15 protein-coding genes and 1 pseudogene are annotated in these 16672 nt (G+C 45.4%); 8 read left to right on the forward strand and 8 right to left on the reverse strand.

Annotated features, from left to right (window positions below):
• Positions 1–24 precede the first annotated feature (24 nt).
• Both V756_RS0100735 and V756_RS0100740 read right to left on the reverse strand, forming a co-directional pair.
• On the reverse strand, positions 25–195 hold the full coding sequence (locus V756_RS0100735) for an aspartyl-phosphate phosphatase Spo0E family protein (protein ID WP_024712959.1): 171 nt from the start codon (positions 193–195) through the stop codon (positions 25–27).
• A gap of 142 nt (positions 196–337) precedes the next feature.
• A complete protein-coding gene (locus V756_RS0100740) occupies positions 338–1261 on the reverse strand; it encodes a CotH kinase family protein (RefSeq protein WP_024712960.1) in 924 nt (307 codons plus the stop codon).
• 154 nt (positions 1262–1415) lie between these two features.
• On the opposite strand from V756_RS0100740, the gene V756_RS0100745 reads away from it, so the two are divergent.
• The 3 genes from V756_RS0100745 to wprA all read left to right on the forward strand — a co-directional run bounded on the left by V756_RS0100745 (position 1416) and on the right by wprA (position 5645).
• The gene (locus tag V756_RS0100745; RefSeq protein ID WP_024712961.1) at positions 1416–2321 is read left to right on the forward strand and encodes a fumarylacetoacetate hydrolase family protein; all 906 of its coding nucleotides are present in this window, start codon (positions 1416–1418) and stop codon (positions 2319–2321) included.
• Positions 2322–2437: 116 nt separating this feature from the next.
• Positions 2438–2794: a YisL family protein gene (locus V756_RS0100750; RefSeq protein WP_024712962.1), complete on the forward strand. Its 357-nt coding sequence runs from the start codon at positions 2438–2440 to the stop codon at positions 2792–2794.
• 166 nt (positions 2795–2960) lie between these two features.
• Positions 2961–5645, forward strand: a complete 2685-nt coding sequence (wprA, locus tag V756_RS0100755) for a cell wall-associated protease WprA (protein ID WP_024712963.1) — start codon at positions 2961–2963, stop codon at positions 5643–5645.
• Between the two features lie 31 nt (positions 5646–5676).
• Here the strand turns inward: wprA and V756_RS0100760 are convergent, their stop codons facing one another.
• On the reverse strand, positions 5677–6234 hold the full coding sequence (locus V756_RS0100760) for a DUF2777 domain-containing protein (RefSeq protein ID WP_024712964.1): 558 nt from the start codon (positions 6232–6234) through the stop codon (positions 5677–5679).
• A gap of 169 nt (positions 6235–6403) precedes the next feature.
• Between V756_RS0100760 and asnB the strand changes: the two genes are divergently transcribed.
• Positions 6404–8248: an asparagine synthase (glutamine-hydrolyzing) gene (gene asnB, locus V756_RS0100765; RefSeq protein WP_024712965.1), complete on the forward strand. Its 1845-nt coding sequence runs from the start codon at positions 6404–6406 to the stop codon at positions 8246–8248.
• A 128-nt stretch (positions 8249–8376) separates the two neighbouring features.
• On the opposite strand, the gene V756_RS0100770 is transcribed toward asnB, so the two are convergent.
• Positions 8377–8856, reverse strand: a complete 480-nt coding sequence (locus V756_RS0100770) for a DinB family protein (RefSeq protein WP_024712966.1) — start codon at positions 8854–8856, stop codon at positions 8377–8379.
• Positions 8857–9122: 266 nt separating this feature from the next.
• On the opposite strand from V756_RS0100770, the pseudogene V756_RS01000000121640 reads away from it, so the two are divergent.
• A pseudogene (locus tag V756_RS01000000121640) lies at positions 9123–9927 on the forward strand (phytoene/squalene synthase family protein).
• 36 nt (positions 9928–9963) lie between these two features.
• Here the strand turns inward: V756_RS01000000121640 and V756_RS0100780 are convergent.
• On the reverse strand, positions 9964–11331 hold the full coding sequence (locus tag V756_RS0100780; protein ID WP_024712967.1) for an MATE family efflux transporter: 1368 nt from the start codon (positions 11329–11331) through the stop codon (positions 9964–9966).
• Positions 11332–11454: 123 nt separating this feature from the next.
• Here V756_RS0100780 and V756_RS0100785 point away from each other — a divergent pair, with 123 nt between their 5' ends.
• A complete protein-coding gene (locus tag V756_RS0100785) occupies positions 11455–12318 on the forward strand; it encodes an AraC family transcriptional regulator (protein ID WP_024712968.1) in 864 nt (287 codons plus the stop codon).
• 241 nt (positions 12319–12559) lie between these two features.
• Positions 12560–13105 (forward strand): GNAT family N-acetyltransferase, encoded by a 546-nt coding sequence (locus V756_RS0100790; protein ID WP_024712969.1) that lies wholly within the window; start codon positions 12560–12562, stop codon positions 13103–13105.
• A 99-nt stretch (positions 13106–13204) separates the two neighbouring features.
• Here V756_RS0100790 and V756_RS0100795 read toward each other — a convergent pair whose 3' ends face one another.
• Positions 13205–13714 carry a DinB family protein gene (locus V756_RS0100795; protein ID WP_024712970.1) on the reverse strand — a complete coding sequence of 170 codons (510 nt, stop codon included), beginning with the start codon at positions 13712–13714 and terminating at the stop codon, positions 13205–13207.
• A gap of 49 nt (positions 13715–13763) precedes the next feature.
• Complete coding sequence (locus V756_RS0100800; protein WP_172458988.1) at positions 13764–14414, reverse strand: LysE family transporter; 651 nt, start codon at positions 14412–14414, stop codon at positions 13764–13766.
• A gap of 79 nt (positions 14415–14493) precedes the next feature.
• Between V756_RS0100800 and V756_RS0100805 the strand changes: the two genes are divergently transcribed.
• Positions 14494–15945, forward strand: a complete 1452-nt coding sequence (locus V756_RS0100805) for an aminotransferase-like domain-containing protein (RefSeq protein ID WP_081719737.1) — start codon at positions 14494–14496, stop codon at positions 15943–15945.
• Positions 15946–15952: 7 nt separating this feature from the next.
• Here V756_RS0100805 and V756_RS0100810 read toward each other — a convergent pair whose 3' ends face one another.
• Positions 15953–16591 (reverse strand): pentapeptide repeat-containing protein, encoded by a 639-nt coding sequence (locus tag V756_RS0100810; RefSeq protein ID WP_024712973.1) that lies wholly within the window; start codon positions 16589–16591, stop codon positions 15953–15955.
• Positions 16592–16672: the final 81 nt, after the last annotated feature.

Genomic DNA, 16672 nt, shown 5'->3' on the forward strand with positions numbered 1-16672 from the left:
ATTCAAACCGTTATAGAAAAAGATTCACATACAGGAGTTTTCAGCATATCCCCCAAAGATCGTTTCTTCTTTAATTCGGCTGTTTAGTAAACTGTCAAGCGCTTGGCTGCATTGAATCGTTTCCTCTGAATTCATGCCATATTTTTGTGCTGTTTCAATTAGTGTGGTTCTCATTTCTTCAATTTTACTATCCATTACACTATCTCCAATTCCAGATTTTATTTTGATAAATACAGGATATGGTTAGTATAACCCATTTTTGCTGAATAGGTTGCCTTTCGTCAATTTGACTAAAAAAGCGACATTTTTTGCTGCGGCCTTTTTCATGAATAAAGGACTATAGTCTGGCTAAGTGTGCTTGTAGACAGTCCTGCCGCTCTTCAATTTCTCTAAGTATGTTTGTCTGCTCCTTTTCGAATTGCGAGGGGCTTTTTTTTATGAAAGGATCATCATCAGATTTTTGACAAATGTCAAAGAGCCAATTGCTGATGAAAGGAGCCAATCGTTCAATGGTAAACGAGCGGTTCAGTACGTTCTTCATTAAAGTATGATATTGCGACCGGAAGGCGGGTATGGAGAGCAGCCTTGCCGCCAGCGTCCGTCCTTTAGTCAGCAGAGGATCATCATCAGATCTGACGGGTGCCGCCAGTGCTCTTGTCTCCATCGGGGTAACAAGGAGCCGTCCGGATTCGTTTGCGCAAAATGCATAGTAAAAGCCTTGGCTGGTGCAGGCGCTGCCGATCAGCCACAGGAAAAACCGTTTGACATCCAGATACATTTTAATCCGGTCAGCCAACTCGTCATCTTCTGCTGTACAGATCAGCGTGCGAAATTCGTGTGAAAACGCGGAAGCTTCCTCTTTAAAAATGGAAAGAGGTACCCTCGGATCGACGGTCTTCAACAGGCAGTCTGCTCTATGGGCCAAGTGATGGTTCCGGATGCTCAAATAAATACCTTCCGGCTGGCCGTTGATGCTCAAAAAACTGTACGAGGCAGCGGGAGCAGGAACGCCGATCTGATCAAAAAAACAATAGGCGAGCCTGCGTCGCATCAGTGACGGATCATCCTGTTCCGCATTCAAAAAAAGTGTGCGTTCGCCAAGCAGGGACTTTTCCCAGCTGATTTCATAGGATGCCTTTTCCGCTCTGTCACGCTGTGTGAGAAGAATGGGAGAAACTGCTCGGTCTGTAACTAGAAGCCCCTTGGATGTGCCTTTATGATTCAGCTGCTGCCGATGAAAAAATAAATGTACGTTCTCCATATTCTTACCTCCTCCTCAAAACGACATTTGTATGATATGTGCAGCAGGCCCGTCCTGAAACGAAATGAAAACGGATATGAGAAAAAGGAATTTCAGCATTCGACAGAGAATACATGAAGGAGCATTCTGATTTAAAAGATGATGGAGGAATAACATGAAATTTGCGACAGGGGAACTTTACAACCGAATGTTTGTCGGCCTGATCATTGATGATGAGAAAATTATGGATTTACAAAAGGCTGAAAAAAAACTGTTTGAACTTGAGACGATTCCGGGATCGCTGATTGAATGTATCGCAGAAGGGGAGAAGTTTGTTGCGCATGCAAGGCAGCTGGCCGAGTGGGCAAAGAAACCGAATGATGAGCTGGGGTCATTTATGTATTCATTATCTGAGGTGAAGCTCCATGCACCCATTCCCAGGCCGTCAAAAAATATCATCTGCATCGGCAAAAACTATCGGGATCATGCGATTGAAATGGGGAGTGAGGCTGACATTCCAGAGCATCCGATGGTATTTACAAAATCGCCGGTAACCGTAACAGGGCATGGTGATATCGTAAGCAGTCATGAAGAGGTCACCTCTCAGCTCGATTATGAAGGAGAGCTTGCTGTCGTCATCGGAAAAAGCGGCACCCGCATATCAAAAGAAGACGCATATGACCATATTTTCGGGTATACGATTGTGAATGATATCACGGCGCGTGATCTGCAAAAAAGGCATAAGCAGTTTTTTATCGGAAAAAGTCTGGATACGACATGTCCGATGGGACCCGTGCTTGTACATAAATCATCAATTCAGGAGCCTGACCGCCTTAAAGTTGAAACGAGAGTCAACGGCGAGCTGCGCCAATCTGGTTCGGCAAGCGATATGATTTTTTCCATTCCGGAATTAATTGAAACCCTCTCAAAAGGGATGACGCTTGAAGCTGGAGACATTATTGCCACCGGGACGCCGTCTGGGGTCGGAAAGGGCTTTACGCCGCCTAAATTCCTGCGGTCAGGCGATAAAATCGACATTACGATAGACCGGATCGGAACGCTGTCAAACCAAATCGGCTGAACCAAACAGGAGGGCGGTTTCGGCTCCGCTCGTTTTTTCTGAGATTCATCTTTGTGGCAGAGGACAAGTTCATGGTACTATAAGTGGGGTAATTTTATCTGATAGGGGGAACCTGTATGACACACATACATATTACGACATGGGTGGTAGCGCTGATTCTGCTTTTCGTCAGCTACTCGCTGTATGCGTCAGGAAGTGCGAAGGGCGCAAAAATCACTCATATGATTCTGCGGTTATTCTATATCCTTATTATTTTGACAGGAGCTGAGCTGTTTGTCCGTTTTGCCAATTGGAACGGAGAATACGCCGGCAAAATGATTCTTGGCATTATCACCATCTGCCTGATGGAAATGCTCCTCATCCGCAAGAAAAAAGAAAAATCAACCGGAGGCCTATGGATCGCCTTCGTCATCGTTCTTGTCCTGACAGTGCTGCTCGGTCTGCATTTGCCAATCGGTTTTCAATTGTTTTAATAGAAAAAACGTGAACCCGGCCCTTTGATGGAGTCGGGTTTTTAGGTGTTTACTCCCGTATATTCCAAATCATTTAAAATAACCTTAAAATTCCCTGTAAGCGGTATCTCGTCCTATGAATTTATGATACCTTCAAGAAGATTCATTATTTTGCAGGAGGGATATCATGAAACGTAAAAAATTCAGTTCGTTTGTGGCGGCAGTGCTCATTATTGCACTGATCTTCAGCCTTTTTTCTCCGGGAACCAAAGCGGCTGCTGCCGGTGCAATCGATCAGGCGCCTGCTCTGGAAAACGGAAAAGAGCAGACAGGGACTATGAAAGAACCGGAACAGGTGAAATGGTACAAAGTGACCCCGGGAAAAGCAGATATTCAGAAAAACTCACATATGGCACTGACTGTAAAGAGTGATTCCATACTGAATGTATCTGTATATCCAAGTAAGGAAAAAGCGCTTAAAGATGAAACGTTTGAGATGTACCGTTCTTACACAGCGGAGGATGGAAAAAGCGAAATCAATTTTCCATACGCGTGGAGCGGCCCTTACTATGTAAAAGTTGAATACCTTGGAGACGAAGAACCAGAGGACGGCGGAACGGCGAAAGCAGCTGCGGAAGCCAAGTATTCGATTGGATATAAAGGCACCAAAAAACAGCCGTCAGATTTAGAAGAGGAAGAATCTTGTCCGGTGGAAATGAGTGTCGATCAGAAGAAATCAGGAAAAAGCATCCTCGACAAGCTGAGAGCGATTCGTGATGAGCAGTTAAGCCAAACAGCAGAAGGCAAAGAGCTGACAAGCCTTTACTATAAAGCGGCGCCGTTTATCGTTGCGAAACTCGCACTCAATAAAACAGCGAGAAATGAAATCTATCAGGATCTTGTGACATTAAAACCGATGTTTGATGATGTGTCAGAAAACGGTGCGTCATCATCATATAAGGTGACTGAAAAGGATCAAAAAGCCATCAATCGTCTTTACGATACAGCTTTACAATCAGTCCCGTCTTTCCTTAAAGAGGAGATAAAGAAACAGGCGGAACGATTAAATATCAACAAGCTGCAAGGCAAAACAGCAGGGGCAATTTTAACAGAAAACAATATTGCCGCGAAAAGTGAAGTTCAGACAACAAAGGTCATTTTCAAGGTGAAGAACAATAAAAGCCTCTCATCCGTACATAATGAAATGAAGGGCTTCTCTGCAAGCGCGCAATCGAAAAAAGACATTTCCAATGTGAAAAAGGCAAAGAAACTGTTTGACAATCTATACTCATTTGAAATTCCAAAAGACGAGAAACAGAACGGCGCATATACGGCAAGTGCCAAACGGGTCAAAAGCGCTGCCGCGACATTATCCAAGATGTCTAATGTAGAGTTTGCGGAGCCTGTGCAGGAATACAAAAGCCTCTCAAACGATATTCAGTATCCTTACCAATGGCCGCTTAAAAACAACGGTGAAAACGGCGGGGTCAAAAATGCGGATCTGAAATACGAACCTGCCAGCAGCTTGCTGTCCAAACGCAAGCTGAACGATACATTGATTGCGGTAGTAGACACAGGTGTGGACAGCACCCTTGCTGATTTAAAAGGAAAAGTAAGAACAGATCTCGGACACAATTTTGTCGGCCGGAATAACAGCGCAATGGATGATCAGGGGCATGGGACACACGTCGCCGGCATTATTGCCGCCCAAAGCGATAACGGCTATTCAATGACTGGATTGAACGCCAAAGCGAAAATTATTCCGGTCAAAGTGCTTGATTCAACAGGCTCCGGAGATACTGAACAAATTGCCCTCGGCATCAAATATGCTGCTGACAAAGGAGCAAAGGTGATTAATTTAAGTTTAGGCGGAGGCTACAGCCGCGTGCTTGAATTTGCTTTGAAATATGCAGCTGACAAAAATGTCTTGGTTGCCGCAGCCAGCGGGAATGACGGAGCCAATTCATTATCCTATCCTGCATCTTCTAAATATGTAATGTCAGTCGGCGCAACGAACCGCATGGATATGACCGCGGATTTTTCTAACTATGGAAAAGGTCTGGACATCTCCGCTCCAGGGTCTGATATCCCGAGCTTAGTGCCGAACGGAAATGTCACGTACATGAGCGGAACATCCATGGCAACGCCATATGCTGCCGCAGCTGCAGGCTTGCTGTTTGCTCAAAACCCTAAGCTGAAAAGAACAGAAGTTGAGGATATGTTGAAAAAGACGGCGGACGATATTTCCTTTGAAAGCGTCGATGGCGAAGAAGAGGAATTGTATGACGATAATGGCGATCCAATCGTCATTCCGAAGACGCCTGGTGTAGACTGGCACTCAGGCTACGGACGGCTGAATGTCATGAAGGCTGTCAGTGCAGCTGATCTGCAGCTCAAGGTCAACAAACTGGAAAGCACACAAACAGCCGTAAGAGGAAAAGCGAAGGAAGGCACGTTGATCGAGGTAATGAACGGCAAGAAAAAACTCGGCAGCGCCAAAGCCGGGAAAGACGGTGCGTTCAAAGTCAATATCCCGATTCAAAAACAGGATCAAGTCCTGTATGTGAAAGCGGCAAAAGGCGATGCGAAAACCTCTTATAAAGTTGTCGTTGTCAAAGGAAAACCTTCCGGAACACCGAAAGTAAACGCAGTGAAAACGAAGGATACGGCAGTGAAAGGAAAAGCGAACAGCAAGGCGATGATCAAAGTGAAAAACAAAGCAAAGAAAGTCATTGCTTCTGCCAAAGCAGACGCGAAAGGAACGTTCACAGTGAAAATCAAAAAACAAAAAGCCGGAACCGTGCTGTACGTCACAGCTGCTGATACAGATAAAAAAGAAAGCAAGGATGTAAAAGTCGTCGTTGAAAAGTAATCAAAAAGCGGTGCTCGCTGCACCGCTTTTTTTATTTGCGGCCCCGCTGCACCGCTGAATACATAATGGATCTCTTTCCATTTGAAGCCGTCCATTCGAATCGGTCTCCTCTCCCGTCATGGCTGTAGTGATGCTGCATGGCACATTGGGCGGTGTCGTTTGAAAAGTGATAAAAAGAAACACCCTGCTCCTCCGATGTATGCGAAAAGACTCCTTTATTATAAGAAAACACGCAATCGAATACCGATAAGCCGAAGCTGTGCAAATGCTGTAAAAATGCGAGAAAGGTTTCGTCATCAAGCGAATCTAAAAGCGCCATGAGAGGCCGCTTGACCGATTTTTCATAACGGATGCGTTCTCCGCCTGAAAGGGAGATGTTTTCGCCGCCGCAAGTCAGTGCCATTTGACCCTGAAAGCCGGCCTGTTCCCATTTTCCTTTATGCTGTATCCAGATTGAGCTGTGGCGCATACTGTCCGCCAGCAGGATATCGCCTTCTCCGTTTTCGATTAAACAGAGGCCGTCTTCGATGAGGATGGTGCCGTATTCCCATTTTTGTTCTTCTTGATATAACAATTGTTTCCGCTTCATGCAAGCCGTCTCCTTTTTCTTCTTTCCTCTCCTTTTTTTCCAATTCAAGCCTGTTCCATACAACTCTTTTGTGGACAAATCAACTATCTGCCTATAGTTGCATAAACTTACTAAGGTGCTGAAAGAAACGAAATTGTGGCGAAAGAAACGGGATTGGAGCTGATATCACATGTGCGGAATTACGGGTTGGGTCGATTTTAAAAAGCAGCTCGTCCAGGAAAAACAAACGATGTACAGAATGACAGACACTCTTTCCAAACGGGGTCCTGATGATTCTAACGTTTGGGGAGAGCATCATGTTTTATTCGGACATAAAAGGCTTGCGGTTGTCGATATTGAAGGCGGGCGCCAGCCGATGGCATGCACCTATAAAGGGGATACGTACACCATTATTTACAACGGTGAGCTGTATAACACGGAAGATCTGCGCAAAGAATTGCAGGCGCGGGGCCATCGGTTTGAGCGGACGTCAGATACCGAGGTGCTGCTGCACAGCTACATTGAATGGCAGGAGGACTGTGTAGATCATCTTAATGGCATATTCGCTTTTGCAGTGTGGGATGAAAAGCGTGATCTGCTGTTTGCCGCGAGAGACCGTCTCGGCGTGAAGCCGTTTTTTTATACGGAGCAAGGATCTTCTTTTCTCTTCGGGTCAGAAATCAAAGCGATTCTCGCACACCCTGAGGTAAAAGCGCGGGTGGACAGAACAGGGCTTTCTGAAATTTTCGGGCTCGGACCTTCCAGAACCCCTGGGACCGGCGTATTTAAAGGCATAGAAGAAGTCCGGCCAGCTCATGCGCTTACGTTTTCTAAAGACGGGCTGAATATGTGGCGTTATTGGAATGTCGAAAGCAAAACACATACGGACAGCTTTGATGACACGGTTGCAAATGTCAGATCGCTGTTTCAGGACGCGGTGACGCGGCAGCTTGTGTCTGATGTGCCGGTTTGTACGTTCCTATCCGGCGGACTTGACTCAAGCGCGATTACAGCGATTGCGGCGGGCCATTTTGAAAAGGAAGGAAAAGCGCCGCTTCATACTTATTCGATTGATTACGAAGAGAACGATAAATTTTTCCAAGCAAGCGCTTTTCAACCGAATGACGATGGGCCTTGGATTGAAAAAATGACAGAGGCCTTCGGCACGACCCACCACAGATGCATCATCAGCCAACAGGATCTCGTCGATCATTTGGAGGAAGCCGTGCTTGTCAAAGACTTGCCTGGTATGGCGGATGTCGACTCATCTCTGCTGTGGTTTTGCCGGGAAATCAAAAAGGATTTTGTCGTCAGCCTGTCGGGAGAGTGCGCGGATGAGATTTTCGGCGGGTACCCGTGGTTCCATATGGCAGACGCTGAGTCGGGCTTTCCGTGGATGAGGTCGACAGAGGAGCGGATCAAGCTGCTTTCTGATTCATGGCAGACCAAATTGAATCTCAAAGAATATGTCAATGCCAAATACGAAGAAACCTTGGCGGAAACGCCATTGTTAGACGGAGAAACCGGCGTGGACAAAGCAAGAAGGCAGCTGTTCTATTTAAATATGCTTTGGTTTATGACGAACCTTTTGGATCGAAAGGACCGCATGAGCATGGGGGCTAGCCTGGAAGTGCGGGTGCCGTTTGCCGATCACCGGCTCGTGGAATACGTCTGGAATATTCCGTGGGAAATGAAAATGCATGACGGCCGGGAAAAAGGCATTTTGCGTAAAGCGCTTGAAGGCATTTTGCCTGATGATATCCTGTATCGCAAAAAAAGCCCATATCCGAAGACACACCACCCGGAATATACAAAAGGCGTCAGCGAATGGCTGAAAACGATCAGAGGCCAAAAGGACTCCGTGCTCCATACCCTGCTGGACAGAAAACAATTGGATCAGCTTTTAGAAACGGAAGGCTCCTCCTTCAAGGTTCCGTGGTTCGGACAGCTCATGAAAGGGCCTCAGCTGATCGCCCACCTCGCCCAAATCCATACATGGTTTGAAGCGTACCGCATTGATATTGACGAGAGATAGGTTCAATGCAAATGTGATGAAAAGCCAGAGATGTATAGATTTAAATAAAAGGATAGATGGGCAGAGAAATATATGCTCTATCTATCTTTTTTTGTACAACAGCACGATCGAATTGTCCCCGCGTTCCTTCAATAAGAATGAATAGGTTTTAATGTTCTGCCGATAAAACTAGCTGATACCGGGCTTACCTTTAATTCCCTAGCCCATACAGAAAGTTGACCAATATGGTGAATTTCGTGAGCGATGATATGGTGTAATATTTCGTCTCGCGTATATAAAACACTTTTCTCCCAAGGAACGCTTACAAGTTCATCTTTTATTTGATCTGAATATGTTTCTAAAACATCAATTATTTCACTTCGGAATGTATTTGAGAGAGATTTCACTTTATTGAGTGTTTGATAATCAGCGAACTGAACAGAGATATCTTCTTTTCCTTGGATCGCACGAATCCAACTATATTCCACATCAATAATATGAAAAAGGGTATATAAAATATTCTTTACTCCGCCAAGACGGTTTTTAAGTAATTCTTCAGTGGTTAGTTGATGACACCAAGCAAACCATTGATCTCTAACCTGCCAGTTATATTCGAAAAATTTTATCACTGAACTCACTCCAATCCTATCATGTATCAAATAACAATTAGCCCTTTTTTCCATGATTCCTCTTTTATTGAAGTAATGATCGAGAAATGTTTACATTCTATCTGTTGTATAGCATTAAAAATAAAAAAGCATATCTCGTCGATGATTCTGTTCAGACTAGGTATCCGAGGTTTAGCAGCATGCTGCGTATGGTTACTTTTACAAAGGAAAAATCGGCATTTTCTTCATATACAATTAAGAAAAAACATACTAGACTTGAAGAAGCAGTGATACATAGGAGTGAGAAAAATGAAAGAGATAAAAGAAGCTTACCAGCAATGCGGACAGATTGTTGGCGAATACGCGCCAGCCTGTTTCAAAGCATTATCATATCTCCCGCTAAAGCAAAGACAAGCCGCTTGGGCAGTATTGTCGTTTTGCCACACGGCGGCCAGTGCAGACGAAAAGGCATTGCCCTCATTTGAAGCTGAGGCTGATCATGTTTACAAAAGGACAAATAACGGTAATCACCATATATGGAAGGCTTTTGATCATGCGTATCAGACCTTTACATTGGACAGCGAACCTTTTCGGGAGTTTATTGCCGCACAAAAAGAAGATGCCAAGCCGTATGATGGCCTTGATGAACTGCTCATGTACGCATATCAGACGGGCGGTGCTGCCGGATTGATGCTGCTGCCGATACTGACACGCCGCAAACAAGATCAGCTCAAACAAGCAGCCGTCTCTCTCGGCTTGGCCATACAGCTGATTCGCTTCTTAAGTGATCTTGGCTCAGATCAGCAAAAAAACCGCATTCCCCGCCAGGTCATGCAGCAATTCGGCTATACAGAGGCTGATCTCCAAAAAGGCACTGTAAATAAAGCGTTCACGATGACGTGGGAGTATATCGCTTTTGAAGCGGAAGCCTATCTTGAAGAGTGCCTGGATGCCTTGCCGCTTTTCCCTAAGTATTCGCAAAAGGCGGTGGAAACGGCAGCTCACCTGTACCGAGCTGTTTTAGAAAAAATCAGGACTGAGCAGTACAATGTGTTTGAACAGGCGCAGCGAAGCAGAGCGAATTCTGTCTGAACGATAAAAAAACACCCGGCTTTGTTGAGCCGGGTGTTACGCCATACCTTTTTGAATCCAGATACGGGAGCGCCATCTTCTGTACATTAAGATTCCCCGGACCCATTCGTCCGCGATAAAGGAAATCCAAATGCCGGCAAGGCCGAAACCAAGGTGGATGCCGAACAGATAAGCAAGCGGGAGGCCGATGCCCCACATCGAAATCATTGCCATGTAAACCGGGAATTTCGCATCCCCGGCAGCACGCAGGGAGTTAATGATAATGACATTAAACGAGCGGCCCGGTTCAAGGATAATCGTCATGGCTATCAAAAGGCTCGCAGTCGCAATAATGTCAGGGCTTTGTGTAAAGATGCCGATCAGGTCTTTTGAAAAGATCGTCATTAAAATTGATGTAGCCGCAGCAATTCCGAGGGCCCAATATAAACTCTTCATGCAGCGCTCATACGCGGCATCAAACTGTTTGCCGCCGATAAAGCGGCCGATTAAAATTTGTGTGCCCTGGCTGATGGCAGTGCCGAACAGCAAAATAAACATCGTAATATTTTGCGTATACACTTTTGTTGTAAGCGCCTGCGCACCCATGATGGCGATAAAATACGTAACAATCATTTGTGACAGGTTGTATGAAAGCTGTTCTCCGGCAGAAGGGATGCCGATTTTCAGCAGCTTGCGCAAGTGGTCTTTATGCATATGAAAGACTTTTTTCAACGACAGCTTCAGTTGAATGCGTTTGTTGACAATCACAATCATCGCAATTAATCCGATGACGCGGGCGATAGACGTAGACATCGCCACACCGGCAACGCCGAGAACAGGAAAGCCGAACAAACCGAAAATAACAACAAAGTTTCCGGCGATGTTTAAAATGTTCATGCCGATCGTGACAAACATTGTATCTTTTGTGTAGCCGTAGCTTTTTAAGATCGCGCTGAATGTCATGATTAAAGCCTGAATAAAGGACAGACCTCCGACAACTTGTAAAAAGACTTTCGCATCAGGCATCAGCTCGTTTGATAATCCCATCATATGAAGCAGAGGGACGGCTGCAAAAAAGATGGCGGCGCTGATGGCAAGGCTGATGAAGAAATTGGCGCCGATTGATACATAAGCGACTTCCACGGCTTCTTTCTTTTTCCGTGACCCTAGAAATTGTGAAATGATAACGGTCGTTCCTGTTGCAATAAAGCTGAACATCACGATAATTAAATTCAAAATCTGGTTGCTGACGCCGACTGCTGCCACGCTGTTATCCGAGTATTGGCTGAGCATCAGTGTATCGGCATTCCCCATAAACATATATAATGAGACCTCAATAAAGATTGGCCAAGTAAGCGAAAATAATGAGAACGTTTTGTCAGCGGGTTTTTTCAAAGCGGTTGATTTGAAGACAGCTTGTTTCATTGTGTCTAACCCCTTTCGTAAATAAAATCAACGTTTTAAAGTGTACCTCCATTTCCTTATAATAAAAAGGGAGAGAAACGAAACTTCTTGCAAAAATCCGACTTAAAAAGGAGGATGATCAACATGCCTCGCATCCTGTTTACAGTCCCGCCTTTTCCTGTATTTATCGCAGCCGGAGAAGGGATGTTTAAAAAGGGAGAAACCCATGTGAAGCGCGTTTTTTCTGTGTTTGATCTGATTTACGTCAAGCAGGGGACGCTTTATATCACGGAAAATGAAAAATCGTTCTCTGTTGAAGGCGGCGAGTACATCTTGCTTTCTCCCGGCCTTGAACACTATGGGACGAAGGGCAGTGATGAAGCAACCTTCTATTATTGGCTTCACTTTGATGAACATCGATATGAATTTACGGCAAAGGGAGGAAGCAATTGGTCTGAGCTTCAGCAGGAAAAAGGGAGCTTTGAGCAGCCGTCCCGCTACGGACTGGCTTTGCCGAGAAAAGGCAAGGTGCAGCGCCCGCAGTTCATGGCGCAGCAGTTTAAAAGACTGATTGATTACTCGGCGGAAAACTCCGATTTGCCGCTAAGAAAACAAATCTTATTTGAGGAGCTGATGCTGCATCTTCAAAAGGAGGCGTTTCAAATACCGTCCGCGAAAGAGCGGGTAGCCTGGGAGGCGGCCCAGTACTTACAGGAGCATTATAAAGAAAAAACAACAATCAAAGACCTATCGCTCGCCCTTCATTATAACCAGGATTATGTGAGCCGCTGCATGCAGCAGGTGCTCGGTGTCACGCCGGCACAATATACGAATCGTGTGAGAATGACGGAAGCGAAGCGCCTGCTATCCTCTACAAATGATAAAATGGGCGTCATTGCGGAAACGGTCGGAATGGAAGACCCGACGTACTTTTCAAAGCTTTTTAAGCAGATAGAAGGCATTTCACCAATTGAATACCGGAAAATTGCCAGCCGAAAAGTTCAATAACCGGACGAGAGGCGGATATGAAAACAACAATCTAGGGCGGCGGGCGTTTTATGGGGCGGAGTGCGAGAAGCTATCGAAGAAAACACGAAAGATCCAATAAAACTTGTCCTGCACAAAGGCCTGCTAATGAGCGGGCTCTTTTTTTCGGAAAATAGACGTTGTTTTCTTATTGACCATTAACAGGATATGGTGCAATCTGTTCATAGAAATGAGTCGGCTACATGTAAATGAGGAGGTCTATATGAAAAAAATTGAAACCGATCGATTAATATTAAGAAATTTTTCCGTAACAGATGCTCAAGGGTTGTTAGAATATTCGGCTCATCCAAGAGTGAATTGCTTTCTTGATGACAAAATATCTACGCTAGAAGAAGCTGCCTTGAGAGTTCAAGAAAGAAGCAATGATGACTCTTATATTGCAGTGTGCTTAAAAGACAGCAATGCTCTAATCGGAGAACTATATTATGTGAAAGAAGAACAAGATACCTATGCTGTTTGCTGGAACTTCAATGCTCGGTTTGAAGGGAAGGGGTATGCAAGTGAAAGTGTGAAGGCTTTTTTTAAGTATCTCTTTATACAAAAAGGAGCAAGAAGGCTTTATGCATATGTTGAGGATGACAACTACAGGTCACAAAAATTATGTGAGAGAGCGGGTATGCGTAAAGAAGGTTATTTTCTTGAATTTATTTCATTTACGAAATACGAGGATGGAACACCTAAATATGAAAACACTTTCCAATACGCACTGCTAAAGAAGGAATGGATAAAACAACAACACAGTAAATAGAATTGACGAGTGCCTATGATTGTTTATCGGAGCGGTCAGCATCATCAATGCGCCTTCTGCACTCCTGCAAACATGCTAATCGATGAAAGCAAGGGCAGGTCAGCCTTTGCTTTCATTCTTTTCATATAAATAAAATACATAATCAGTAGGCACGCCTGAATGGCCAAGCTGCCTCAGCATGGCGGTCACATTCCCTCTGTGATAAGTGCCGTGATTGACGACATGCTGGATGGTGTCTGCATAGGTTGATTCAAGTGTCCCGAGTTTCGGATGCTGCATGGAGAAGGTCTGCTCTAAGTCCGTCTGGCGGCTGAAGAAATCATGATACTGTGGCACCAACTCGGCGGCGTGCTGTTTAATCGCTGCCATATTACCTTTCGCGGACTCAAATTTGCCTGTGCTGTCTATAATCTCTTGGTAGGCTGATCCGGAAAGAATGTTCAGCCAAAAGTAGTCAGCTCTGCACATATGAAGCAGCACGTCACTGACAGAAGAAAATACGCTCTTTACTTCTTGATAAGCCGTTTCTTCCGGCAGGTTTTCGATATGGTGAAAGATTCGCTCGTTTGCCCAAGAATGATAGTCATATAACTGTTTTGCATCAGTCATCAGCATTGCCTCCTTTTCTAAGACATTCGCTGTCTCAATTGTTATTCCTTCAATTGCTGAAAAGAGACACCGCGAAATACCCTGCTGCAGCCCACATCACCACCGCAGAGCATTTGTTTACGATCTGCATAAGCCTGCCGCTCGTATCTATTGTCTGAAACAGCCGCCCCGCTATCGCTAGACTGATAAACCAAATCCAAGAGACAGCGATGCAGGCAGCCATAAAGAGCCATTTCTCAAGCCCGGAATAGTGGAGCGAGCTCGTGCCGATGACGCCGATCGTGTCCAGAATAGCGTGCGGGTTTAAAAGAGAAACGGCGGCCGCAAACGCAGCTTGCTTTTTAGCTGTGAACGTATTTTTCTCATTTTGATTTGCTTTCGGACGGCTGTTCCAAGTTATCCAGCCCATATAAAGCAAAAACAAAAATCCCCCGGCCATCATTATCGTTTCAAAAATAGGCGTTTGCTGCACAATGACTGATACACTCGAAACGGCTAAAACGATTAATAGGGTATCGCAGACGGAAGCGCTGATCACGGCGGGGAGTGCCAGCCAAATATGCCTTTGCCACGCGCCTTGCTGAAAAATAAATACATTCTGCACCCCCAGCGGCAAAATTAAGCCAAACGCAAGCACAGCTCCATGAATGATTGCATTCATGCTGAAAAAACTCCCTTCATATCTGTTTTTTTCAATCATAAGGGAGATTGTTTCCTAAGTCTCCAGCCATTTGGTTGGGATTAGACCCAGCCAAATGTATAATGTGAAAAAAGGAGGCATGACCATGTCGCAGTGGCAGCCAAGCCGAAGGTCGGATGTTCCGCTCCATCGGCAGATCGAACAATACATAAAAGACAAAATCCTTCACGGAGAGTGGGCTGTGGGGACGAAAATCCCTTCACAGAGAACGCTGGCCGACATCTTTCAAGTCAACCGCAGCACAGTGACTGCAGCCATTGATGAACTCACGTCTCAAGGCCTGTTAGAGGGGAGAAGAGGAGGCGGCACGAAGGTTGTAAACAGTACGTGGAGCATGCTGGCAGCTGAGCCTCCCCTTGACTGGAGCGATTACGTCCATGCAGGCATTCATCACCCTAATTCTTCAATCATTCAAGCTATTAATCAAAACGAACCAAGAGCGGATATCATCAGATTAGGCACAGGAGAGCTTTCGCCGGATCTGCTGCCTGCTGAAAAAATACTCCGGATGTTTCAGCAGATCAATCCGCCCGACCTGTCTTTAGGATATGAGCAGCCGAAAGGAAATCTTAAGCTGAGGGAGGCGGTGGCGGACCATTTAAAAGGCAAGCAGGTCCATGTATCACCGTCATCGATTTTAATTGTGTCCGGTGCACTTCAGGCGCTTCAGCTCATCTCAATCGGACTTTTGAAACGGGGATCTGTCATTTTGACTGAAAAACCCTCTTATCTTCAATCTTTGTATGTGTTTCAATCAGCGGGTATGCGGCTTCGCGGCTTGCCGATGGATGAAGAAGGAATGAAGGCGGGGCTTGTTTCTTCTTACCGAAAACAATACGGAGGACAGCTGCTTTACACGAATCCGTCGTTTCATAATCCGACAGGCACCGTTATGTCAGAGCAGCGAAGGAAAGAGATCATCAGCCTGTCAAAAAAAGAGCAGCTGCCCATCATTGAGGATGATGCGTACGGTGATTTATGGTTTGAAGAAAAACCGCCGCAGCCGTTGAAAGCAATGGATCATGAGGGCAATATTCTGTATCTGGGTACGTTTTCAAAAACGGTCAGCCCAGGCCTGCGAATCGGCTGGCTTGCCGGTCCGGAACCGGTTATTGAGAGGCTGGCGGACATTAAAATGCAGACAGACTACGGATCAAGCGGCCTGTCCCAATGGGCGGCTGCCGAGTGGCTGTCACAGGGGTATTATGAAGAGCATCTGACTTGGGTACGCAGGGTGCTCCAACAAAGGAGAGACGCCGCTGTTCATTTTCTCGAGCGGTATGCGGGTGACATCGCCTCGTGGCGAATTCCCGCCGGCGGCTTTTATATTTGGGTGACATTTCATAAAACCTTGCCTGTCAGCCGTTTCTTTTATGAATTGCTGAAACGGCAGGTGCTTGTGAATCCCGGTTCCATTTATGACGGTGAAGACCGAAACAGCATCAGGCTCTCATATTCCTATGCATCTCTTGGCGATTTGGAAACGGGCATTAAAGCGGCAGCCGAGACAGCACGCCGCCTGATGTCCTAAGCATTTGTTATACAATGACAGCTCCCAGCGCTCTGGCGAAAGCAATCGCATGCTCCGGTGCGATTTTGCAGCCTTTCAATTTGTCGAGGGAGACATGTAGCTGTTCAAAGCGGCACGTGCTGATGTCCATGTTTTGAAGAGACGTTCCGGAAAAGTTCGCGCCTTCCAGCTCGCACCCGTCAAAGTGTGTGTGCTGGAGCGCCATATTGCTGCACTCACTTTGCATAAGAGCACAGTGCTCAAAGCGAACTTGTTTCATATTTGAGTATGAAAATGAACTGAAATGTCCGTGGCATTCCTCGAATGAAACATTCCGCAGCGTTGATTCCGCCAAATTCATTCCAACCATTTTTGACTGTTTAACTGAAGTTCTGTGAATGACAGCCCCGCTGAAATCTGCGTTTGACAGATCACATTTTTCAAAGATCACATCAGTCAGCTCCATATGCCGGAAAGACACATCGATAAACATGACATTTTTGAAAACCGTTTTTTCCACACAAAGTCTGTCGATATCTTCGCTGAAGATTGTACAATTTTCAAACAAACACATGCTGACCACATCGTCCTGCGTCGCGGTTTCCTGAAAATCTGCGGTTTGCAGATTTTCAGGTATGCTCGGTTTTTGAATGGCTATTTTATTCATATGATGACATCCTTTACTGCCCGAAAACCAAAAGCTTCCGGGAACAATTTAATAAATCGTTATAGAGATTGATACATATAG

Origin of the sequence: Bacillus tequilensis KCTC 13622 (assembly GCF_000507145.1) — a bacterium.
Lineage (GTDB): Bacteria > Bacillota > Bacilli > Bacillales > Bacillaceae > Bacillus > Bacillus tequilensis.